Below are 19,596 nucleotides of genomic sequence, written 5' to 3' on the forward strand. Positions count from 1 at the left end.
CCGCATCGGTCGTGACCACGGCGACGACCCGCCGCGATCCGGTCCTCGAGGGCGGACCGCAGCTGGGGCGCGGTGTAGACGTCCACCTCGCCGGAGACGGTCACGACCACGACGTCGTCCCGCTCGCTCGTCGACACTGACAGCTTCACCGCAGTCGGCTCCTTGCTCGCATCTCATCAGCGCTCGGCACGCCCGTGACGATGGACCGCAGGCGTGGACGCCACGACCACTGTCGCAGCACCGGACTACCGTAACCCGCGTGTCATCCTCCGCCGAGCCGACCGCGATACTGGCCGCCCTCACGGCCGGTGACCGCGGTGCCCGGCTGCGACACGTCGAGCGGCTCCCTGCCCGACTGGCCGAGGTGGCGGCCTGGCCGGACTGGGTGGCTCCGCCCCTGCTCGCCAGCCTCACCGGCAGCGGGATCGAGCACCCGTGGTCGCACCAGCGCGCGGCGATGGACCTCGCCCACGGGGGGTCCCACGTGGTCCTCTCCACCGGCACCGCGTCGGGCAAGAGCCTGGGCTACCTCGTGCCGGCGCTGTCCGACGTGCTCGACGGGCTGGACTCCCCCACCGGGCGCGGCGCGACGGTGCTCTACCTCGCTCCGACCAAGGCCCTGGCGGCCGACCAGCTCGCGCGGATCGGAGCCCTCGCCATCCCCGGGGTGCGGGCGGCGACCTATGACGGTGACACCCCTGCGGAGGAACGTCGCTGGATCCGGGAGCACGCCAACGTCGTGCTCACCAACCCCGACCTGCTCCACCACTCCCTCCTGCCGGGCCACCAGCACTGGGCGCCCTTCCTGCGGTCGCTGCGCTACGTCGTCGTCGACGAGTGCCACATCTACCGGGGGGTCTTCGGCTCGCACGTCTCCGCGGTGCTGCGGCGGCTGCGTCGCGTCGCCGGCCGCTACCGCTCCCAGCCGACGTTCGTGCTCGCCTCCGCGACCGTCAGCCAGCCCGCGTCCCACGCCAGCCGCCTCGTGGGTATGCCGGTCACGGCCGTCGAGACCGACGGTTCGCCTCGCGAAGCGCTCACCTTCGCCCTGTGGGAACCGCCGATGGTCGACGACACCCGGCGCTCAGCGACGACGGAGGCCGCCGAGCTGCTCGCCGACCTCGTCGAGGCGGACGTGCAGACCCTCGCCTTCGCCCGCAGCCGTGCCGGCGTCGAGGCCCTGGCCTCGGCGGCGCGTCGACGCCTGGGGCAGGTCGGGGGCACCCCCGGGGCGACGGTCGCGGCATACCGGGGTGGTTACCTCCCCCAGGAGCGACGCGAGCTCGAGCGCGCGCTGCGCGACGGTGAGCTGCGCGGGCTCGCGGCCACCAACGCCCTCGAGCTCGGCGTCGACATCAGCGGCCTGGACGCGGTGCTGCTCGCCGGTTGGCCCGGGAGGCGGGCCAACCTCTGGCAGCAGGCGGGTCGCGCCGGCCGGTCGGGGCGGGAGTCGCTCGCGGTGTTCATCGCGGCTGACGACCCGCTCGACACCTACCTGCTCGACCACCCGGAGGCCATCTTCGGCGCCCCGATCGAGTCGACCGTGATGGACCCGGCCAACCCGCACGTGCTCGCCCCCCACCTCGCGGCCGCCGCGCACGAGCTGCCCCTCACCGAGGACGACCTGCCGATGTTCGGGACGAGTGCGCGCGGCGTCGTGGACGTGCTCGTCGCCCGGGGCATCCTGCGGCGCCGGCCGACGGGGTGGTTCTGGGCCCGCGAAGACCGACCGGGCGACCACCTCAACCTGCGCGGGACGACCGAGGTCGTCTCCATCGTCGAGCGACGAAGCGGGCGTGTCCTCGGGACGATCGACGACGCCTCGGCGCACTCCCAGGTCCACGCAGGAGCGGTGCACGTGCACCAGGGCGACCCGTTCGTCGTCACCGACCTCGACCTCGAGCAGTCGGTCGCGACCGTCGTCCGTGGCGACCCCGGGTGGAGCACGCACTCGCAGTCGCGGGGGTCGTTCGAGATCCTCGGAGCCCAACGCCGGCACCAGTGGGGCGAGATCGACGTCTGTTTCGGCTCGGTGCGGGTGACGACCCAGGTGGTGTCGTTCCTGCGCCGCCTTCCGTCCGGAGAGGTGCTCGGCACCCATTCGCTCGACCTGCCCGAACGTTCGCTCGTCACCCGGGGGGTCTGGTGGACCATGCCGCTGGACCTCCTCGAGGCGGCCGGCATCGACGAGGCCCAGGTGCCCGGTGCGGCACATGCGGCCGAGCACGCCGCGATCGGGATGCTCCCCCTCGTGGCGACGTCGGACCGCTGGGACGTCGGCGGAGTGTCCACCGACCAGCACCCCGACACCGGCCTGCCGACGATCCTCGTCTACGACGGCTACCCAGGCGGCGCGGGCTTCGCCGAGCGGGCCCACGGGTCCTTCGGCGAGTGGATCGAGGCGACGCGGGACGCGATCGCTCGGTGCCGGTGCGAGCGGGGATGCCCGTCGTGCGTGCAGTCACCGAAGTGCGGCAACGGCAACGAGCCGCTCGACAAGGCCCGGGCGATCCGGCTGCTCGACGTCGTCCTCATGTCGCGTCCCTCCTGATCGAACACGGCCCCCCCGGTCGGGCACGACGCCAGATTTTCAGGCTAGCCTCCAAGACGTGATCATCCTCGGCCTCCTCCTCGTCCTGCTCGCCGTCGCCGCGGGCATCCTGCTCTTCGAAGGCACCTCCGCCCTCACCGATGGGGTCGACATCGACATCCTCAACGGCACCGTCAGCCTCCCGCCGCTGGCGCTGCTGCTCACGGGTGCCGCCGTCATCAGCGTCTTCTGGCTCGGCTGGGCCCTCATGCGCCACGGCATCAAGCGTGGCAGCCGGCGCCGCCGCCAGGCCAAGGAGGAGGCCGCCCTCGCCGAGCAGCGCCGGGTCGACAGCGAGCGCAAGATGCAGGAGGAGTTCGCCCAGCGTGAGCGTCAGCTGGCCGAGGAGCGCCGCCGCCACGAGGAGGAGACCTCCACGCTGCGCCGCGAGGGTGACGAGCGCGTCGAGGAACAGCACCTGTCGACCGAGGAGGCCCGCCGCCGGGCGGAGATCGCCGAGAAGGACCTGCGCGACCGCCCCGAGCGCCGCTCCTGACCCGTCGGACCGCGTCCCCCACCTCGGGGGTCCTGCATCGACTGTCGGGTGTCGCGACCCGGGCCGTCTCGCCACGGTCGCGCGTCTCGCCACGGTCGCGCGTCTCGCCACGGTCGCGCGTCTCGTCATCGGCCGACCGGGCTCGCGGCCGCGGGTCCGGCACGGGCGGAGGCCGTCGCCGTGGTCGGCACACCGGGCCACGAGAGCGCGGTCCGTGCGCTGACCCGGAGCTCCACGATCTCCCCGCCCACGACCGTGCACCTCACGAGCCGGGCGGCGTTGCGGTGGGCGAGGGCCGCGGCTCGGGCGCAGGGCCGAACGACCCCCGACTGGATGGCCGCCGCTGCAGCCAGCGCGGAGAGGTCTGCGGCCGCGCGGGCCCGATGGGCGGCGGCCGCAGCGGACCCGAGGTGCAGGCCGGCAGTCGTGAGGACGATGACCAGGCCGATGGCCCCCACGACGAGCACCGTGCCCGATCCTCGTTCACGCCCACACGGGCCGGGTCGTCGCCGTCGACCTCTCACGGGGGGGCCTCCGCCACCGCGTGGGACGCCCCTCGTGGCCGGACCGCCACGCCGAGGAGGCGCATCAGTCGTGGAGCGTCGCTCGAGACCTCGACCCGGATCGCCTCCCCGGTCACGTTCATGACGATGTCGGCACCGTTCGGAGCCTGACGAGACACCTCGAGGCGGACTCCGTCGGGGCCCTCGCCCCGGGCGAGCAACCGGGCGCCGACGCGGGCGGCGTCGACGCAGCGGACCTCGTCAGAGACCATCGACAGCGCGCTCAGCGCGCTCGTGAGGACGAGCAGGAGGGCGGGGAGGGCGACGGCGATCTCGGCGGTCACCATGCCGCCCTCACCGCCTCTGCTTGCGCGAACGACCGGCTCGAGGACGCGGCAGGGGGCCGACTGCTCGAGCGTCACGAACCGGTGCCCAGCGCCGCGGTGATCACCTTGGCGAGCGCGGACTTGACCGGGCCCGAGCGCACGACGGCCATCAGCACGGCGGCGAAGGCGCACGCGGCGAGCGCTCCCTGTTGATTGCCTACTTGCCTGTTGCGAGGGCTATCCGGTGCTGTTGCGGGTTGACCGCCAACAGTGCCTTACTGGCTTTTGGGGGGTATGAGCGGATGGCAGAGGCGTCTTCCACCAGTGGGCGGGGTGCGGGTTCGGGTGGTGTTTCGGGACCAGGCGGATCCCGAAGTCCTGACCCGCCTGATCGAGGCTCTCGTGCCTTGCGAGCAGCGGGTTCTGTCACCGAAGGTGAGCCGCAAGGCGTCGTGAGCAAGTCGGTGCGGGTCGTGACCTACGCGAGGGTCTCGACAGCCGAGCAGGTCGAGAAGGGCACCTCGTTGCCCGACCAGCGGCGCCGGCTGGCTGCAGCTGTGACAGCCCGGGCCGCGGTCCTGGTGGAGCACTTTGATGATGCTGGCGTGTCAGGGGTGTTGGACTCCCGACCGGGCCTTGACCGACTCCTGGCCAGAGTGGTGGCCGGAGGTGTGGATGCGGTCATGGCCACCAAGATCGACCGGATCTCCCGCTCAGCTGTGGGACTGCTCAATCTTGTAGAGAAGCTGCGTGAACACGGGTGCCATGTCGTCCTCATCGACGAAGGCCTCGACACCTCCACCCCAGCCGGTGATCTCACTTCAGGCGTGCTGGGTGTCATCGGGGGGTGGGAGCGGCGCCGCATCTCGGAACGCACACAACAGGGCCGCCGCGCTGCCGCCCAGAACGAAGGACGATTCGTCTCTTCAACCCCACCGTTCGGGTACCGCGTCGTGTCAGCGCCATCCCAGCGAGGTAAACGCCTGGTCACAGACGACGCGCAAGCGGAAACCATCCGGGCCATCTTCCAACGACTGGTCGTGGACGGCTGCAACGCCACCATCGTTGCGGCAGAGCTGAACTCGGCGGATATGAAGCCTGCGCGGGCGTCTTCCTGGTCCGCTGCCTCCCTGCGTCGCTGGGCCCTGAGGGAACCACCCCTTCGAGCAGCCTCCGGGACCTGGGTCTTCGATGGCATTCCCGTCTCGATCCCAGCGATCCTCACCCCGGCGGAGTCGGCGCAATGGTCGGCATGGCAACACGGCCGTACCGGGCCGCAGCAGCAGTCCCGCGGTCCTTACCTGCTCTCGGGTGTTCTCCGGATGCCGTGCGGGCGCGGGGCCATGGGGCGAACCGCTGGAACCCAACGTCCGACCTACTCATGCCGGGACCACTACCTCCCGACCGCTGATCCCCACCGGCACGGATCCTGCCTCAACGTCCCCGTCGACGTTGTCGACGCTGCCGTCCTGCAACACGTCAGACATGTACTCGCGGCGCCAGAGGTGCTCGAACAAGCCGCAAAACGCTACCTGCGGGGCCCAACCCAACCCGCAGGTGAAGCGAACGCGCTCGAAACCCAGCTCCTGGACCTCGACCAACAAATCACCACCGAAGCGTCCGCTCTACGAGCCGAAGGCCTGAGCGGTCGCGCCCTCGGTGCAGCTCTGGTTCCACTCCATCGTCAACAGCAAGACATCGTTCGAGAACTCCGCTCCCTCCACCGTCGAGCAGCCACCACCGCGCACGTCCGCAACGACGCCCAGCTCGCCCAGCTCGTCGCGACCGCCCGACAAGCACTGAGCAACAACACTGTCGACACGTGGCGCCCCCTGCTGAGTGTCCTCCACGCACTCGTGACCATCGACGGCTACACCACCTGCAACCAATGCCAAGGAACCGGATTCCTGGCCCTGGGCTCAGGCGATGGTCGGCGGTGGCCCCTTCGTTGCCCCATCTGCCTCAAAGGTCAGACCCCCGACCTCACCATCGAACTCGACAACATCATAGCCTTCGTCATCGCCGACCGAATCCGCAGGATGCCAAGCCCCAAATAGCTCCATCATGCGACCCCTGGGGTTGATCCCGTTCGACGGACATCGGCTTAGGCGGCTTGTGCCGCCGTGTTGATCCCGCGCTCGAAGGCTATTGGGCTGATGTCGCCGAGGGCGCTGTGGCGTCGCCGGCGGTTGTACACGGTCTCGATCCACTCGGTGACGCCGCGGATCGCGGCGGCCCTCGTAGCGAACTCGTGTCGGTGGTAGTACTCGGTCTTCAGGGTTGACCAGAAGCTCTCCTGTTGGGCGTTGTCCCAGCACACTCCCGTCCTGCCGACCGACAGGCGCACCTTCAGATCACCGGCGGCCCGGTCCAGCTGCTCCGAGGTGTACTGGCAGCCGCGGTCGGCGTGAAAAATGACCCCGCTCGTATCGCCCTCACGGAACGTCACTGCCCGACGCAGCGCGTCCTCGACGAGGTCGGTGTGCAAGCTGTCGCTGAAGGCGTACCCGAGCACCCGGCGGGAGCAGCCGTCGCGCACCGCGCACAGGTACAGCCAGCCCTGACCGGTGGCCAGGTAGGTGATGTCCGAGGTCCACACCGTGTTCAACGTGCCCTGGTCGAAGCGGCGCGCCACCAGGTCCGGGATGCTGTGTGGGGACGGGTCCACGATCGTGGTCACCGGACGCCACGAGCGGGGGCTGATGCCCTCAATCCCGTTGGCGCGCATCACCTTCGCCACTGTCTTGCGGGACACGACCTCACCTGCCTCACGCAGCTCCGCAGTGATCCGGGGCGAGCCGTACACCCCATCGGAGCCCTCATGAGCGGTGAGGACCTTCTGCGCGAGGTCGAGCAGCCGCTGCTCGCGCGGACCCGGACCGGCGGCCTGCCGGCCGACCCAGTCGTAGTACCCCGACCGGGACACGCTCATCAGGTCGCACATGTCCTCGACCGTGGGCCGAGGTCCTTCGGTGCAGGCCTTCTCCGTGTGGATCACTGCGAACGCGGCGTCTGGCTCGACGCGTTCTCCGCCACGAAGAAGGCCGCTGCTTTTTTCAGGAACTCCCGGTCCATCCGCAGCTGCGCGTTCTCCGCCCGCAACCGCTCCAGCTCGGCGCGCTCGTTGATGTCGACCGCCGGTGGCGGCTCATCCATGCGGGCCCGCTCCTTAGCGACCCACCGACCCAGCAGCGGCTCACCAACACCGATCTCCGTCGCGACCGCCGCGATCGTGCGGCCGGTGTCGATCACCAGATGAGCAGCGTCACGCCGGTACTGCGGGGTGTAACTCTTCCTCTTGGCACCCATGAGGGCATCCTCTCCCGCCCGACTCCTCAGAGCCGGGCCGGTCAGGATGTCCGTCGAGCGGGGGCAACCCCACCCCTTCGCCGGGCACAAAGTCTGGTCTGGGATGGCAAGCTGGTCGACCTACTGCTCAACGACGTCCCCTCGACGGTTCCAGGTCGGGGGGAAACGGTCGGCACTCCGCCGCCGCGCCGAACCCATTGATCGCTCACCGTTTGCGGGCGTAACGGCTGAGGTGCTGCCCCCCGCCGAGGCAGGACAGGCCAACGCAAGGACCCTCCAACTGGTCACGTTCCGTGTCATCGGTCATGGTCAACACGCATGATGGGCCTGCTGGGCTTGGAACGCCCCACGGATCGTCTAGTCCTCCAACCCTAAGCGGACCCTACGCAAGTCGACCGAAGCGCGCCCACGACACGGTGCGCGGGCCGTAAACGACTTCCTCAATGCCGAGTGCCGAACGAGGACGGCGCCTGGGCGCATTGTCCTTCATCGCCCTCGACGGGAGAGATCAACTCTCTTCAAAGCGCTGGCGTCCGGTGCGGGCGTTCATGAACGCGAGTGACGCCAGGCAGGTCCAGAAGACCCACTCAAGAAAGTCGTCTTCATAGTCACCCTGCGCGGTCCTGTTCAGGTGACGGATATCGAAGTTGTTGAGGATCTCGAACAGCGCACCCTCATCCTTGGAACCAAGGTGGTCCTTGACCTCAGTGCGGCGAAGTTCCAGCACCGCACCGAGGGCGATGACGGCATCCCGCTTCGCCTCGCGGGTAGCATGCCGATCGCGGAACTCAGTGATGGCGTGCTCGATCCGATCACGCTCTTTCGCAGTTCCCGACGCAGCTAGGACTCTGTCAGGTAGTTGCGCTCGTGGGTCGTTAGGGGTCGTGACGAGTTGCCCCTCGTCCGGAGCATCTTGCGACATGCGCAATGAGCTCTGCGAGCTGGACAGAGCTGCGTTGACGCTCCAGCGATACACGAAGCGGCCGGCCGGACGATCGAAGTCGCTGTAGTCCCACTCCTCGTAGAAGCTGTGATAGTTGCGGATGCTGGGGCGGGCCACCATGTCGTAACACAGCTCTACCAAGTCATAGAGGTGCTCCATATCCACATCCGCATCGGCAGCTGGGGGCCACTGCCACGGCGTGTCAGCACCCAGATGCTCAACGAAGATATCTCTGGCGACTTCAGCGCGATCCGCCCCACGAGTGTCGCTACAGGAAGAGCCGAACGCGTCGTCGAAGTAGCCACGCCGGTCCAAATCGACGATCACCTTGCACAGCGCGGGGGCGAGTTCCTCGTCGCGCAGTGCAGAGGGATGGGCCTCGGCCTCGGTTCGCCGCCGGTAGTACCGGGCTGGTGTGTACGGCTTGACCGCGCCAGCGTTAATTCCTGCCAGGAGCGCGGCCAAGTAATCCCGGCAGACGTCCGACGGAGTCCCGTCCCACAACGCGATGATCGAACCGGTGGACGGTGCCCCCGGAAGCGCACCATCCCTCATGGCCGAGAAACCGCGAGGATCGACAAAAGCCTCAACCATCAGCCATACCAAGGTTGAAGGCTCGATGTCGTCATCCGGCGCGAGTCGGGCCGCGACTTGCCTTACCAGGCCACCCGGCCATACCAAGCGCAAGTCACTGAAGTCGATGTTCACGGTCAGAACCTAGCCCTGCTCGTGCGGGTCGGTCGTGATGCCGTCATCGATCAGGCCGCGAGAGCGTCTTGACAGGTGCAGGGAACCGTAGCGGACCATCCGGTAGTCGTATGGTGATTGAAGCTTCCGCCGAGCCGGTAGTTACTACTGCTCCCTACGCGGCTACGTAGAGACTTCCCGCAGGATCGGTGTCTGGCCAGACTCGGTCTAGGTGTCCGTTGGGTCGCTCTCAATTGCGGCTGCCCACCGTCTGGTGTGGCTCTCATCTGGACTGCGATCCCGCGGGCGCTGTCGGTGACGGTGTGGCTCAAGAGGGGACTGCCCTGCTCGTCGTAGCACTGCCCACCTCGCCATCCATGTAGGTGCGAGCACGAGGCAGGAGACAAGTGATGGCTGTTGTTGATGACGTGATCATCGGGGTCGATCCGCACAAGCTGTCGGCCACGATCGAGGTCGTGGATCGTCGCGGGGTGCTGGTCGGCGCTGGACGGTTCACGACCGACCGTAAGGGTTATGCGGAGATGCGCCGGTACGTTGCGGTGTGGCCCACCCGGGTATGGGCGGTCGAAGGTGCCAACGGTGCTGGTCGCCCGTTGGCGCAGCGGCTGCTCGAGGCCGGCGAGGGCGTGCTGGACGTCCCGGCCAAGCTCGCCGCGCGGGTGCGGCTGTTCGACACCGGGCACAACCGCAAGACCGACGCGCTGGACGCGCACTCCATCGCGATGGTCGCGCTGCGCACTCCGGGCCTGCGCCGCTTGGCGGTCGACGGTGACCTCGAGGCGTTGCGGATGCTGGCCGACCGCCGTGACGAGCTGTCCCACCGCCGGGTGCAGACCGTGAACCGTTTGCAGCGGCTGTTGTCCGAACTGGTTCCGGGACAGTCGAAGCGGGACCTGTCCGCCCGCCAAGCCAAAGGCATCCTGGCAACGGTGCGACCGTGCAAATCGGGGAAGAGGGCAGAAGAGTCTTTGGCGACGGCGAGCGCACCCGGAGCGGCGCCGGGATAAGCGCTACTGCTCCAGTTGTAGCGGTTCAGCAGTCCCACCCGACGCAGATCGCAAGGTGGGCGATGTTTGGGGACAGCCGGACGCCAGTCAGGAGGTGTCGTCGACCAAGTAGCGCGGCCATGTGGAAGCAAGCGCGGCCACCAGCTCCTGGTTTGCAGAGGTCAGATCCTCGAGGCCGACGACGTGGCGAGCCAAGGCGAGGCCAAGGATCTGCGACATCACGCGCGCGGCGCGCAATGGTGCCTGCGCGACCCAGAGCTGGGACACGACCGGTTCCAGCAGCTCAGTAGTGAACTTCTCGCCGACCATGCGAGCGGTGTCGGCTTCGACGCCGCGGTGCGGATGGTTCCAAGGATGCGCTCTCGCCGGCCCGTGTCATCGAATGCCTCGATCACCAGTCTTGCCAAGCGCTCGCCGACGAGCCTCGAGTCCCCGTCCATGAGCCGAGCCATGAGCGCGGACGAATCAGAAGAAGGGTTGACGACTTCGTCGACAGCTCTCGTTTCGAGCCGAAGAAGTACGCCACGAGGGCGGCATCCACGCCCGCCTGTGCTGCGACCGCCCTCAGCGTGACGCGGTCGTAGCCTCCAGCGGCGAACTGCTCGCGGGCTGCCCGAGCCATCTCCTGGCGTGTCGAAGTGTGCCCCGGCCGGCGCCCTGGTCGTCCAGGGACCGAGCTCACGGCCGCCGCCGCTCCCACTGCTGCCGGTCCATGAGGAGGTTGCTCCATACCCCACCTGCCTAGTTTTTCGTCCAAAGGCCGCCGTCGAAGGGCTGGCGGCTCGGAGAGCGGACGCGACACGCCGGGCCGGGCACTCCTCATGAAGTGCAGCCTGTGCGTCGCTGGTCAGCGACCGCGTCAGCTCGTCGAGGCCGGTGCCGTCATCCTGACAGTGTCGCTCAGCCAGACGCGGCAACGAAGGGCGATGAACGCCATCGGTGTCCAACAGCATGCCATTGCCGGGAAGCGTAGCGCCGTGGGCGGCTGGACCCTCTGGTTCTACCCTTTTCCCCCTATGCATTTCGGCGTAGGCTGGCGCCGACCGCTACCTACGGGTGATCCCCCGGGTTCGGCCGCGACGGCTGGAGGTGGGTTAGGTGAGATACGGGAATCCGTACGGGCCGGCATGGCAACAGCTTGGGAACGCCCTATGGGATGTCTTGGCAGTCGTGTGGTGGACGCTGGTGGCTGGCAGCGTCGCGTTCGGTGCATGCTGGTGCATGGGGCAGTTCATGTATACGGAGTGGATTCGCGACCATCCTGCGCCACGCCTGCGGTTCTTTGCCGAACGCAGGCTGCGTAGAGACATCGCCCGCGGGCTGGGCGAACTTGAGGAGTACCTCCGCGTACGCGATGCAGCGCACCTCGCCGACGGGCCTGCCCGGTCCGGCCGGTCCCGCACTTGGAGGCGCCGGGGCTGGCACCGACCTTGAGACAGACCCCGACGGCCCGGACGGCTCCAGGATCTGCGGTTTGCAGGCGGTTCTCTGAGGGCTGCCCTAACTCCCGGGCCGTTCGATGGCTGGGACCTCGAGGGTCGGACGTGTCTGCGGCGGGACGCCGACGCCACCACGCTGGGTTGCGGCCAATCGGCCCGGGGGTGGCTGGAGCGCCCGGGGGAAGCCACACGAAGGGGCGTGCTCCTTCCGGTGGGCGAGTTGGACGCGCAGCAGCCCAGGTGACGCGGAGGTCGCATGCTCCGGCCGCGTCCGGACGCCCGGCGTCCGCGACCGCGCCAGACACGGGCAGTCCCGGGTGCGGTCACGATATCGACGCCACGCCGAGACCCCAGCGGGCCGCGATCGATATCCCAACGGGCACACCCGGATGGGGCTGGCTTGATGAGCGATGCTGAGCAGATGATGCCGAGCCGCTGGCAGGCAGAGACCGAGGGGCTGCTTCGCGTGGTTGAGCGCATTGCCCTGATCTTGAACGAAGCCGGGATCCCACGGATGTCCGCCAGGGTGTTGGCTTACATGCTCGCCGACGACGCTGACCGCTACTCCGCCGCCGCGCTCGCGGACGGGCTTCGGGTCAGTCCGGCCGCAATCTCGGGTGCCGTGCGGCATCTCACCGCGACACGGATGGTGGTCAAGGAGCGCGAACCCGGGAGGAGGGCCGAGTTCTACCGGGTCTGTGAGGGCGACGTGTGCGGCATGATCGTGGCCGCCTGGATCCCGGTTCTCAAGCAGTGGGAGTCCGTGGTGGAGTCCGCCGCCGTCGAGCTCGGCGCGAACGGCGGTGGCCACCGATTGGCGGAGGCGACAGAGTTCATCGCGTTCCTGCGCGGCGAGACGGAAGGCATGCTCGGGCGCTGGGCCGAGTACCGCCGAGATCCTGGATGAGCGATCCTCGGTGATCGAGGCGCCGTCAGGGATTGGTGGTCGATCGCGTTCGGGCCCTGGCGGTAGGCCGGGGTGGTGTGGCGAGGCCTCCAAGAAGGGCCGCGGCAGCCTCGGCTCTGGATGCTCCAGTCGGGTCAGTTGCGGACCTCGATGCTTTGTCGGTCGGTGGCCTCGGCCTGCTGGTTGAGCATGGTCAGCAGCTTGTCGCCCTCGATGTCGAGGTCGGGCAGTAGGCGGTCGAGCCAGCGGGGCAGCCACCATGCTCGCTCGTCGAAGACGGCCATGAGGGCCGGGACGAGCGTCAGTCGGACGATGAAGGCGTCGATGAGGATGCCGGCGGCGAGGGCGAAGCCGATCTGCTTGATCATGATGTCGTGGCTGAAGATGAAGCCGGAGAAGACCGCGACCATGATGATCGCGGCTGCGACGACGACGCGGCTGGCCTGGTCGAAACCATGGACGACGCTTTGTCGGGCGGTCTGGCCGTGGATGTGGGCCTCGCGCATGGAGGAGACCAGGAAGACCTCGTAGTCCATGGCGAGGCCGTAGAGGATGCCGGTCACGATGATCGGCATGAAGCTCATCAGCGGACCCCCGGTGTCGAATCCGAAGAGGCTGCTGAGCCAGCCCCACTGGAAGACGGCAGTGGTGGCGCCGAAGGTGGCCAGGATGCTGAGCAGGAACCCGGCGGTGGCCTTGATCGGGACGATGATCGAGCGGAAGACCAGCATCAGGATCAGGACGGAAAGGACGATGATGATGCCGAGGTAGAGGGGAAGCACGCTGGCGAGCTTGTCGGACATGTCGATTCCGATGGCGGTGAACCCGGTCACGCCCAGCTGGACCTCGCTGTCCTGGGCGATGGTGTTGTCCGGCTCGCGCAGCGACTTCACGAGGTCGCTGGTGGCCTCGTCACTGGGGCCGGAGGTGGGGATGATGCTGAACACGGCCAGGTTGCCGGCCTCGTTGACGCCGATGGGGGCAGCCAGGACGATGTCGTCTCGGTCCTGGAACCCCGCGATCAGTTGCGCGGTCAGTTCGGGTGTGACGACGCCTGCGGTGCTGGTGGGCTCGGCGGTGACCAGGAGGGGGCCGTTGAAGCCTTCGCCGAAGCCTTGGGAGACCGCCTCGTAGCTCTGCCGGGCGGAGGTGTCCTGGTTCGCGGTGGCGCCGGTAGGGATACCCAAGTTCATGCTGGCCGCGGGGATCGCCATCACGCCCAGGATCGCGACCACGCCTGCGATGACGGGCCACCGGAACCTGATCACGCCCTTGACCCAGTGGTCGGCGACGCTGTGGGACTCGGCTTCCACCTTGGCGCGGCGCCGGGATCGGGCCTTGTCGGAGCAGATCCGCTCCCCGACCAGCCCCAACAGCGCGGGCAGCAAGGTCAGGGCGATGAGCACGGCCAGGGCGACCGTGGAGGCCGCGACCAGTGCCATCGTGGACAGCATGGCGATGCCGATCACGGTCAAGGCGGTCAGCGCGATGAGGACGGTTAGGCCGGCGAAGAACACGGCACTGCCCGCAGTGCCGACCGCTCTGCCCGCTGCCTCCTGCGCGCTGAGTCCCCGATCGAGAATCAGCCGTCGCTGCCGGTTGACGACGAACAGCGCATAGTCGATGCCGACGGCGAGGCCGACCATGAGACCGAGGACGGGGGTGGCGGAGTTCATCTCGACGACCGTGGAGAGCGCATACGCGCCACCCACGCCGACGCCGACGCCGACCAGCGCGGTGATCAGGGGCAGACCGGCCGCGATCAGCGAACCCAGGGTGAGCACCAGCACGAGAGCGGCGACGGCGAGACCGATCACCTCACCAATACCGACAGGGATCTCGATGGCCTTGAGCGAGTCGCTCGGGAGGACGGTGATCCCCGTTCCCTGCTCGGCACCCTCCACCACCTCGAGCACCGAGGTGACGTCGTCATCGGTCAACGAGGTGGAGGCGACCGTGAACTGGAACTGGAACAGCGCGACCTGCCCGCTCGAGGACACCAGCACGCCGGGCACCGGGGCCCCGTCCACGACCAGCGGCTGGTAGGGAGGCGTCTGCCCCTGGTCCGTCCCGGCCGGAGGATCGGCCGGCGCATCTTCCTGAGGAGTGCCCGGTCCGCCCTGCTCCCCGGCACCCAGAGCGGCGTCCAGGGGGTTGACGACCTTCTCGAGGTCATAGACGTCGCTGACGGTGCCGCTGATCACCGCAAGACGCTCCGGAGTGTCGAGGCGCTCACCGCCCGGCACAGTGAAGACGACGCTGGCCTGGCCTCCCGACGCCGCGGGAAGCTCATCGGCCACCCTGTCGAGCACGGTCTGGGCCTCGGTGCCCTCGATCTTCATCTCGGAGCTGACGTTCACCCCGTTGATCGCGACCGCTCCGACGACTACCGCCAGGACTGCGAGCCAGCCCGCTATGAACAGCCATGGCCTGCCGAACGCGGTTCGTCCGAGGCGGTACAGGAAAGTGGACATGGGTCGGGTGCTCCTTGGGGGGCGAGAGAGGCGGGTCTAGAAGCCGTGGCGCAGGTAGCCGAAGGTGATGTCGACGAACGAGGCGTAGTCCATCGACGCGGGGCTGACGTCGTTCTCGCCGTCCAGGTGCACGTCGAGGGTTCCCTCCAGAGCGGCCATCACCGCGCCGTACACGGCACCGAACAGCAGCGGCACGTAGATGGCCGGGTAACGGTCCCCGGCCGCCGACCCCAGAAGTTCCTGGGCGTTATGGCGCATCCGTTGCTGAACGCCCAGCACGTACGGCTCTAGCGTCGGATACTGTCGCGCCATCGCCATCAGCTCGCGCATCCTCACCAAAGTGTCCGCGGTGAACTGCTCCCGCATCACGGCCAACATGGCATCGAGCAGAGGCAGGTCTGCGGGTAGGCCGGTCAGGACCTCGCTGGCGTCATCGACACCACCGAACGCCACCGAAGCCACTGCCTCCTCCTTACAGGAGAAGTGGTTCCCAAAAGTACGTCGCGAGTATCCCGCCCGCTCAACCACGTCCGCTGTGACAAAACCGAACAACCCGCGCTCACGGGTCAGCTCGAACGCTGCGTCGGCCAGCGCCTGCGCTGTCGCCTCGCGCTTGAGGTCCCGCAACCCACGATCCATGCCCTCAGTATGCGCACCCCTACCCAATGAGCAAAATTGCCCAATGCGCAGACCAACCTCACCTCCCAAGGTTGCTCCAAGGCGGTCCACCACCGCGTGCCGTTAGCGTGAGGGCTCGACTGCCGATCCGCCAAAGAAACGGTTCTGTGAATAGGTGGTCAACGATCTCGGGGAGTGCGTATGGGTGCTTGTGGTGAAGGGGCGGCGGCTCACGGCAGAGGGAACCCCACTCCAATCGGAGAGGGACAACAGTTCGCTGATGCAGTGCTCGCTCTGCTGGCGGTCGCTAGGCGGACCAGGGGCCGGTTGCAGCCGCTCTTCGAGGACGTCACCGTGCCGCAGTTGGTGCTACTGGACGCGGTGCAGGCCTGCGGCCGCGAGGGCATCGCTGCGATCTCGGCGTACACGTTGCTGAGCCAGCCCACCGTGACCCAACAGGCGGCCGGGCTGGAAGCCGCCGGGCTGCTGCGCCGCATCCCGGCCGAGGATGATCGACGCCGACGCGTCCTCACGCTCACCGAACGCGGTGAGCAGTTCCTGGCTGCCAAGCGCGGCCTGGTTCCCGACCGGCTGTCGGCTGCCTGGGGATCCCTCACCGCCGAGGAGCAATCGATGGCGGTGCCGCTGCTGCGCCACCTCATGGAACTTGTCTCGGAACTTGCCTGAGTCACGATTACCCGTTTCATTCCTACTAGCTCGGCGTAGTGGGTCAGCCCGCGTCTTCGTTACGCACTTGGCCGCCGCCGGACCCACCGTCGCCCACCCAGTTGGGAGGCTGTGCGTTCTGTGGACCTCCACGGAACTCGGATGGCACAATCTGGCCGGGGCCTTCCTCGACGTGATCCGCTACCTCGTGTGGTGGCTCGTCGGTGGCCTCGTTACCGGTGGAAGCTGCTGGTATCTGGGCGCCAAACGGGTCGCCGCCGAACTGGCGGCCGACCTGGAACGGATCCACACCCGCAAGAAGGCCGCGGACAAGGAGCTCAAGACCCTCGTCGCCGCGACCGGACTTCGCTGCTGGGCCTGCACGGCATCGGCCCCTCCGGCGCCGCACGGCTCCTGGTCGAGGTCGGTGACCTGTCCCGCTTCCCCGACCGCAACCACTTCGCGTCCGCACCGGCACCGCCCCGATCGACGCCTCCTCCGAGGACCACGTGCGCCCACCGCCTCTCCCGCGGAGGGAACCGACAGATCGACCGGCTGCTGCACATCATGGCCACCGTTCAGCTCCGCACCCCACCACCGAAGGCCGTGACTACTTCGACCGGAAGAGGCCGCCAGCAAGACCTCGATGGAAGCCATGCGCTGCCTCAAACGACACCTGTCTGACCTCATCTACCGCACCATGCTCAGCTACTACACCGCGAGCGAGGTGACGAGCCCGGGAGGGCAACGGTGAACCGCACTGGACCGTCCGGGTCCGGCATAGCCGTCGATGAACGCCACGCGATGGGCAATCGACGTGCTGCCGGTCTTGCTTGCGAACGGGGTCGCGTACTGGTCGAGGATGGCGTGCTTCAGCACGGCCGCAGATTTCTTGGTCTTGTGGAAGTTGCTCACTGCTATGGTTGATACATGCAATCAGTTGGAGCGCAGACCGACCTGGCCTCGGTGGAGTCCATCGAGCAGGAACTGACCTTATTGGTGCGTCGTGCCGAGAAGGTGCACCTGCGCGGCGGCCCGACAGAGCAGGTCGTGGAGAGGGCCGCCTATGGGATCCTCGCGTGGCTCCATGACACCAGCCCGCTGCGGTCCAGTGAGCTCGCAGCGCACTTCCACCTGGACGCCTCAACGATCAGCCGACAGGTCGCGGCCCTGGAGCAGGCCGGCCTTGTCACGCGCGAACCGGACGCCGATGACCGGCGCGCTCTCCAGCTGCGGCTCACCGAGCGAGGCCTGAAGGTGTTGAGCACGACGCGGGCGGAACGACGCGGCGTCGTCCGTGAGTTGCTGCGGTCCTGGTCGCCCGAGGATCTGGCGCGCTTCGCCTCCCTGCTCGCCGCGTTCAACGCCGGCCTCGACAAGCATCTGTCTCCAGACCCGCACACCGTAGAGGGGAGCAAGCGATGAGCACATCGTCCTCCCCCGGAGCCGGTGTCCCGGTGGCACCCGGCGAGCAGGTGATGCCGGAGCTGACGCACCGGCAGATCCTCACCGTCCTGGTGGGGCTCATGTTGGGGATGCTGGTCGCCGCCCTGTCCCAGACGATCGTGGCCACCGCGCTGCCCACCATCGTCGGCGAGCTCGGCGGTCAGGACCAGCTGGCCTGGGTCGTCTCGGCCACCTTGTTGACCTCGACCGCCTCCACTCCCATCTGGGGCAAGCTGTCGGACCTGTACGGCCGCAAGATCATGTTCCAGTCTGCGATCGGGATCTTCCTGGTCTCCTCTCTCGCCGCCGGGTTCGCCCAGAACATGGGGCAGCTGGTGGGGTCCCGGGCCGTGATGGGACTCGGCGTGGGCGGGCTGATGGCACTGTCCCAGGCGATCATCGGCGACGTCGTCAGTCCCCGCGAACGCGGCCGCTACCAGGGCTACATCGGCTCGGTCTTCGGCTTGGCCACCGTCGCCGGGCCCCTGCTGGGTGGCGTCCTGGTCGAGCACGGCTCGTGGCGGTGGACTTTCTGGGTCGGGATCCCCATCGGCATCGTGGCCCTGGTGGTGACCGAACGCGTCCTGAAGCTGCCGTTCCCCCGCCGCCGGCACGCCATCGACTGGCTGGGGGCGTTCTTCATCGTCGCCGGGATCAGCGCGCTGCTGCTGATGCTCTCGCTCGGCGGCAAGGAGTTCGCCTGGAACTCGGCCTGGACCTACGGGTTGACCGCCGTAGCGCTGACCATGCTGGCGCTCACGGTCTGGCAGGAGCGCCGGGCCGACGAACCGATCATGCCGCCGCGGCTGTTCGCCAACCACACCTTCGTCATCACCAGCCTGGCCGGCTTCGTCGTCGGGGTCGCCATGTTCGGCGCCATCATCTTCCTGCCGCAGTACCTGCAGATCGTCAAGGGCGAGTCCCCCACCGCCTCCGGCCTGCTGACCCTTCCGCTGATGGTCGGCCTGCTGGCCACCTCCATCGGGTCGGGGCGCCTGATCACCCGCACCGGCCGCTACAAGATCTATCCGGTCGTCGGCCTGCTGGTCGCCGCCGTCGGCCTGGCGTTGATGAGCCGGCTGTCAGTGGACACCTCGCTGTGGCTGGCCGGCGTTTTCATGTTCATCACCGGCGCCGGCATCGGCATGGTGATGCAGGTCCTCGTGCTGGCGACCCAGAATGCGGTGCCCCACGCCGACCTCGGCGTCGCCACCTCCGGAGCCACGTTCTTCCGCTCCCTGGGCGGCGCGATGGGAGTCGCCGTCTTCGGCGCACTGCTCACCCACCGGCTCCGCGACACCATCCCCGCACAGCTGACGGCGGCCGGGGTGAGCGCCGACCAGATGCCCGCTGGCTCCGCCACTCAGGGCAGCCCCGAGCAGATCGCCGCGCTGCCCGAGCCCATCCACCTCGCGGTCACCACCGGGTTCGCCGAGGCGCTGCAGACCACGTTCCTCGCCGCCGTACCGTTCGCGATCCTCGGGTTCGTCATCCTGCTGTTCCTGCGAGAGACCCCGTTGCGAGAGACCCGGGGACACACCTCGGGCGAGGACCTCGCCGCCGCGTTCGAGACCTCCGTCGACCCCGACGCACATCTCACTGACGAGGAAGACAGCCCGCGGCCCGAAAACCCTCCGCCCCCTGGGAGGCCACCCCACCGTGGCTAGGCAGGGCCCGGTCCCCCGTCGGCTGCGAGGAGGCGCAGCGCCTCGTCGGCATGGGCTTCCATCCGCAGCTCACTACGGATCACTCCCCGCACGCGCTGGTCGGAGCCGATGACGAAGGTGCTCCGCCGCGGCGGTAACCCGGGAAGATTCCGCTGCGCACCGTATTCGGATGCCACGGCCCCGTCGGCGTCGGAGAGCAACCGGTACCCCAGGTCATGCTCGGCGTCGAACTGACTCTGACGAGCCACGGAGTCGCGGCTGATCCCGACCCTGGTCGCACCGGTCGCCTCGAACTCCGCGGCCAGGTCACGGAAATGGCAGCTTTCCGCGGTGCAGCCTCGGCTCATCGCCAACGGGTAGAAGAACAGCACCACCGGCCCGGCCGCGAGCAGCCGACTCAACCGGACCGGAGTCTCATGTTGGTCGGGCAGTTCGAAGTCCGGGGCAAGGTCACCGACGCCTATCAGGCCGCTCATCGAGGACTCCGTCCGGTCCGG

The 19,596-nt window shown here is 68.2% G+C and carries 19 protein-coding genes and 2 pseudogenes; 9 read left to right on the plus strand and 12 right to left on the minus strand.

The features are described 5' to 3' along the window. On the minus strand, positions 1–149 hold a 149-nt coding region (locus N801_RS21810; protein ID WP_342666910.1), incomplete at its 3' end, for an STAS domain-containing protein. A gap of 110 nt (positions 150–259) precedes the next feature. On the opposite strand from N801_RS21810, the gene N801_RS06245 reads away from it, so the two are divergent. Next, a complete protein-coding gene (locus tag N801_RS06245) occupies positions 260–2,551 on the plus strand; it encodes a DEAD/DEAH box helicase (protein ID WP_035934992.1) in 2,292 nt (763 codons plus the stop codon). Positions 2,552–2,609: 58 nt separating this feature from the next. Continuing rightward, entirely contained in the window at positions 2,610–3,086 is a 477-nt protein-coding gene (locus N801_RS06250; protein WP_035934995.1) for a LapA family protein, read from the plus strand. A 125-nt stretch (positions 3,087–3,211) separates the two neighbouring features. Here N801_RS06250 and N801_RS06255 read toward each other — a convergent pair whose 3' ends face one another. From N801_RS06255 to N801_RS21725, 3 genes and pseudogenes are all read right to left on the minus strand, one after another. Beyond that, the gene (locus N801_RS06255; RefSeq protein ID WP_035934998.1) at positions 3,212–3,610 is read right to left on the minus strand and encodes an Rv3654c family TadE-like protein; all 399 of its coding nucleotides are present in this window, start codon (positions 3,608–3,610) and stop codon (positions 3,212–3,214) included. Continuing rightward, the gene (locus N801_RS06260) at positions 3,607–3,936 is read right to left on the minus strand and encodes a TadE family type IV pilus minor pilin (protein ID WP_035935135.1); all 330 of its coding nucleotides are present in this window, start codon (positions 3,934–3,936) and stop codon (positions 3,607–3,609) included. The genes N801_RS06255 and N801_RS06260 overlap by 4 nt, the downstream gene beginning before the upstream one ends. A gap of 71 nt (positions 3,937–4,007) precedes the next feature. Then, positions 4,008–4,109, minus strand: a pseudogene (locus N801_RS21725) (DUF4244 domain-containing protein); the annotation flags it as partial. A 258-nt stretch (positions 4,110–4,367) separates the two neighbouring features. On the opposite strand from N801_RS21725, the gene N801_RS20075 reads away from it, so the two are divergent. Next, positions 4,368–5,972 carry a recombinase family protein gene (locus N801_RS20075; RefSeq protein WP_169744213.1) on the plus strand — a complete coding sequence of 535 codons (1,605 nt, stop codon included), beginning with the start codon at positions 4,368–4,370 and terminating at the stop codon, positions 5,970–5,972. Between the two features lie 47 nt (positions 5,973–6,019). Here the strand turns inward: N801_RS20075 and N801_RS06275 are convergent. Beyond that, positions 6,020–7,224, minus strand: a protein-coding gene (locus N801_RS06275; RefSeq protein ID WP_439330531.1) for an IS3 family transposase whose coding sequence is annotated in 2 segments (ribosomal slippage) — positions 6,020–6,972 and positions 6,972–7,224 — 1,206 coding nt in all. Because the reading frame shifts where the segments join, the coding sequence is not laid out codon by codon here. A 508-nt stretch (positions 7,225–7,732) separates the two neighbouring features. Next, positions 7,733–8,875, minus strand: a complete 1,143-nt coding sequence (locus N801_RS19590; protein ID WP_052112675.1) for a hypothetical protein — start codon at positions 8,873–8,875, stop codon at positions 7,733–7,735. 389 nt (positions 8,876–9,264) lie between these two features. Between N801_RS19590 and N801_RS06290 the strand changes: the two genes are divergently transcribed. Beyond that, positions 9,265–9,882, plus strand: a complete 618-nt coding sequence (locus N801_RS06290) for an IS110 family transposase (RefSeq protein WP_245618248.1) — start codon at positions 9,265–9,267, stop codon at positions 9,880–9,882. An 87-nt stretch (positions 9,883–9,969) separates the two neighbouring features. Here N801_RS06290 and N801_RS20080 read toward each other — a convergent pair. Then, positions 9,970–10,197: pseudogene (locus N801_RS20080) on the minus strand (TetR/AcrR family transcriptional regulator); the annotation flags it as partial. Between the two features lie 76 nt (positions 10,198–10,273). Continuing rightward, positions 10,274–10,705: a helix-turn-helix domain-containing protein gene (locus N801_RS21855; protein WP_084108354.1), complete on the minus strand. Its 432-nt coding sequence runs from the start codon at positions 10,703–10,705 to the stop codon at positions 10,274–10,276. 1,019 nt (positions 10,706–11,724) lie between these two features. Here N801_RS21855 and N801_RS06300 point away from each other — a divergent pair. After that, entirely contained in the window at positions 11,725–12,228 is a 504-nt protein-coding gene (locus tag N801_RS06300; protein ID WP_035935016.1) for a GbsR/MarR family transcriptional regulator, read from the plus strand. A gap of 134 nt (positions 12,229–12,362) precedes the next feature. Here N801_RS06300 and N801_RS06305 read toward each other — a convergent pair whose 3' ends face one another. Next, on the minus strand, positions 12,363–14,702 hold the full coding sequence (locus N801_RS06305; protein WP_035935019.1) for an MMPL family transporter: 2,340 nt from the start codon (positions 14,700–14,702) through the stop codon (positions 12,363–12,365). A 36-nt stretch (positions 14,703–14,738) separates the two neighbouring features. Continuing rightward, positions 14,739–15,341, minus strand: a complete 603-nt coding sequence (locus N801_RS06310) for a TetR/AcrR family transcriptional regulator (protein WP_035935022.1) — start codon at positions 15,339–15,341, stop codon at positions 14,739–14,741. 306 nt (positions 15,342–15,647) lie between these two features. Here N801_RS06310 and N801_RS19595 point away from each other — a divergent pair, with 306 nt between their 5' ends. Together N801_RS19595 and N801_RS21860 are read left to right on the plus strand one after the other, a co-directional pair. Beyond that, complete coding sequence (locus N801_RS19595; RefSeq protein ID WP_169744215.1) at positions 15,648–16,007, plus strand: MarR family winged helix-turn-helix transcriptional regulator; 360 nt, start codon at positions 15,648–15,650, stop codon at positions 16,005–16,007. A 141-nt stretch (positions 16,008–16,148) separates the two neighbouring features. Continuing rightward, positions 16,149–16,670 (plus strand): transposase, encoded by a 522-nt coding sequence (locus N801_RS21860; protein ID WP_084108360.1) that lies wholly within the window; start codon positions 16,149–16,151, stop codon positions 16,668–16,670. Positions 16,671–16,697: 27 nt separating this feature from the next. Here N801_RS21860 and N801_RS20590 read toward each other — a convergent pair whose 3' ends face one another. Continuing rightward, a complete protein-coding gene (locus tag N801_RS20590; RefSeq protein ID WP_156996522.1) occupies positions 16,698–16,901 on the minus strand; it encodes a hypothetical protein in 204 nt (67 codons plus the stop codon). Between the two features lie 15 nt (positions 16,902–16,916). On the opposite strand from N801_RS20590, the gene N801_RS06325 reads away from it, so the two are divergent. Next, the gene (locus N801_RS06325) at positions 16,917–17,411 is read left to right on the plus strand and encodes a MarR family winged helix-turn-helix transcriptional regulator (protein WP_052112677.1); all 495 of its coding nucleotides are present in this window, start codon (positions 16,917–16,919) and stop codon (positions 17,409–17,411) included. Beyond that, on the plus strand, positions 17,408–19,099 hold the full coding sequence (locus N801_RS06330; RefSeq protein WP_052112678.1) for an MDR family MFS transporter: 1,692 nt from the start codon (positions 17,408–17,410) through the stop codon (positions 19,097–19,099). Before N801_RS06325 ends, N801_RS06330 begins: the two co-directional genes overlap by 4 nt. Here N801_RS06330 and N801_RS06335 read toward each other — a convergent pair. Beyond that, positions 19,096–19,575: a peroxiredoxin gene (locus N801_RS06335; RefSeq protein ID WP_035935026.1), complete on the minus strand. Its 480-nt coding sequence runs from the start codon at positions 19,573–19,575 to the stop codon at positions 19,096–19,098. The two genes, N801_RS06330 and N801_RS06335, sit on opposite strands and share 4 nt — an antisense overlap. Positions 19,576–19,596: the final 21 nt, after the last annotated feature.

Source organism: Knoellia aerolata DSM 18566 (genome assembly GCF_000768695.1).
In the GTDB taxonomy this organism is placed as follows: domain Bacteria; phylum Actinomycetota; class Actinomycetes; order Actinomycetales; family Dermatophilaceae; genus Knoellia; species Knoellia aerolata.

Excerpts from the sequence above, each read along its gene's own strand:
- N801_RS06330 (WP_052112678.1), top strand. The coding sequence starts at position 17,408 with ATGAGCACATCGTCCTCCCCCGGAGCCGGTGTCCCGGTGGCACCCGGC.
- N801_RS06310 (WP_035935022.1), bottom strand. The coding sequence starts at position 15,341 with ATGGATCGTGGGTTGCGGGACCTCAAGCGCGAGGCGACAGCGCAGGCG.
- N801_RS06325 (WP_052112677.1), top strand. The coding sequence starts at position 16,917 with ATGCAATCAGTTGGAGCGCAGACCGACCTGGCCTCGGTGGAGTCCATC.
- N801_RS21855 (WP_084108354.1), bottom strand. The coding sequence starts at position 10,705 with ATGAGGAGTGCCCGGCCCGGCGTGTCGCGTCCGCTCTCCGAGCCGCCA.
- N801_RS06290 (WP_245618248.1), top strand. The coding sequence starts at position 9,265 with ATGGCTGTTGTTGATGACGTGATCATCGGGGTCGATCCGCACAAGCTG.
- N801_RS21860 (WP_084108360.1), top strand. The coding sequence starts at position 16,149 with ATGGCACAATCTGGCCGGGGCCTTCCTCGACGTGATCCGCTACCTCGT.
- N801_RS06335 (WP_035935026.1), bottom strand. The coding sequence starts at position 19,575 with ATGAGCGGCCTGATAGGCGTCGGTGACCTTGCCCCGGACTTCGAACTG.
- N801_RS06300 (WP_035935016.1), top strand. The coding sequence starts at position 11,725 with ATGAGCGATGCTGAGCAGATGATGCCGAGCCGCTGGCAGGCAGAGACC.
- N801_RS06260 (WP_035935135.1), bottom strand. The coding sequence starts at position 3,936 with ATGGTGACCGCCGAGATCGCCGTCGCCCTCCCCGCCCTCCTGCTCGTC.
- N801_RS06305 (WP_035935019.1), bottom strand. The coding sequence starts at position 14,702 with ATGTCCACTTTCCTGTACCGCCTCGGACGAACCGCGTTCGGCAGGCCA.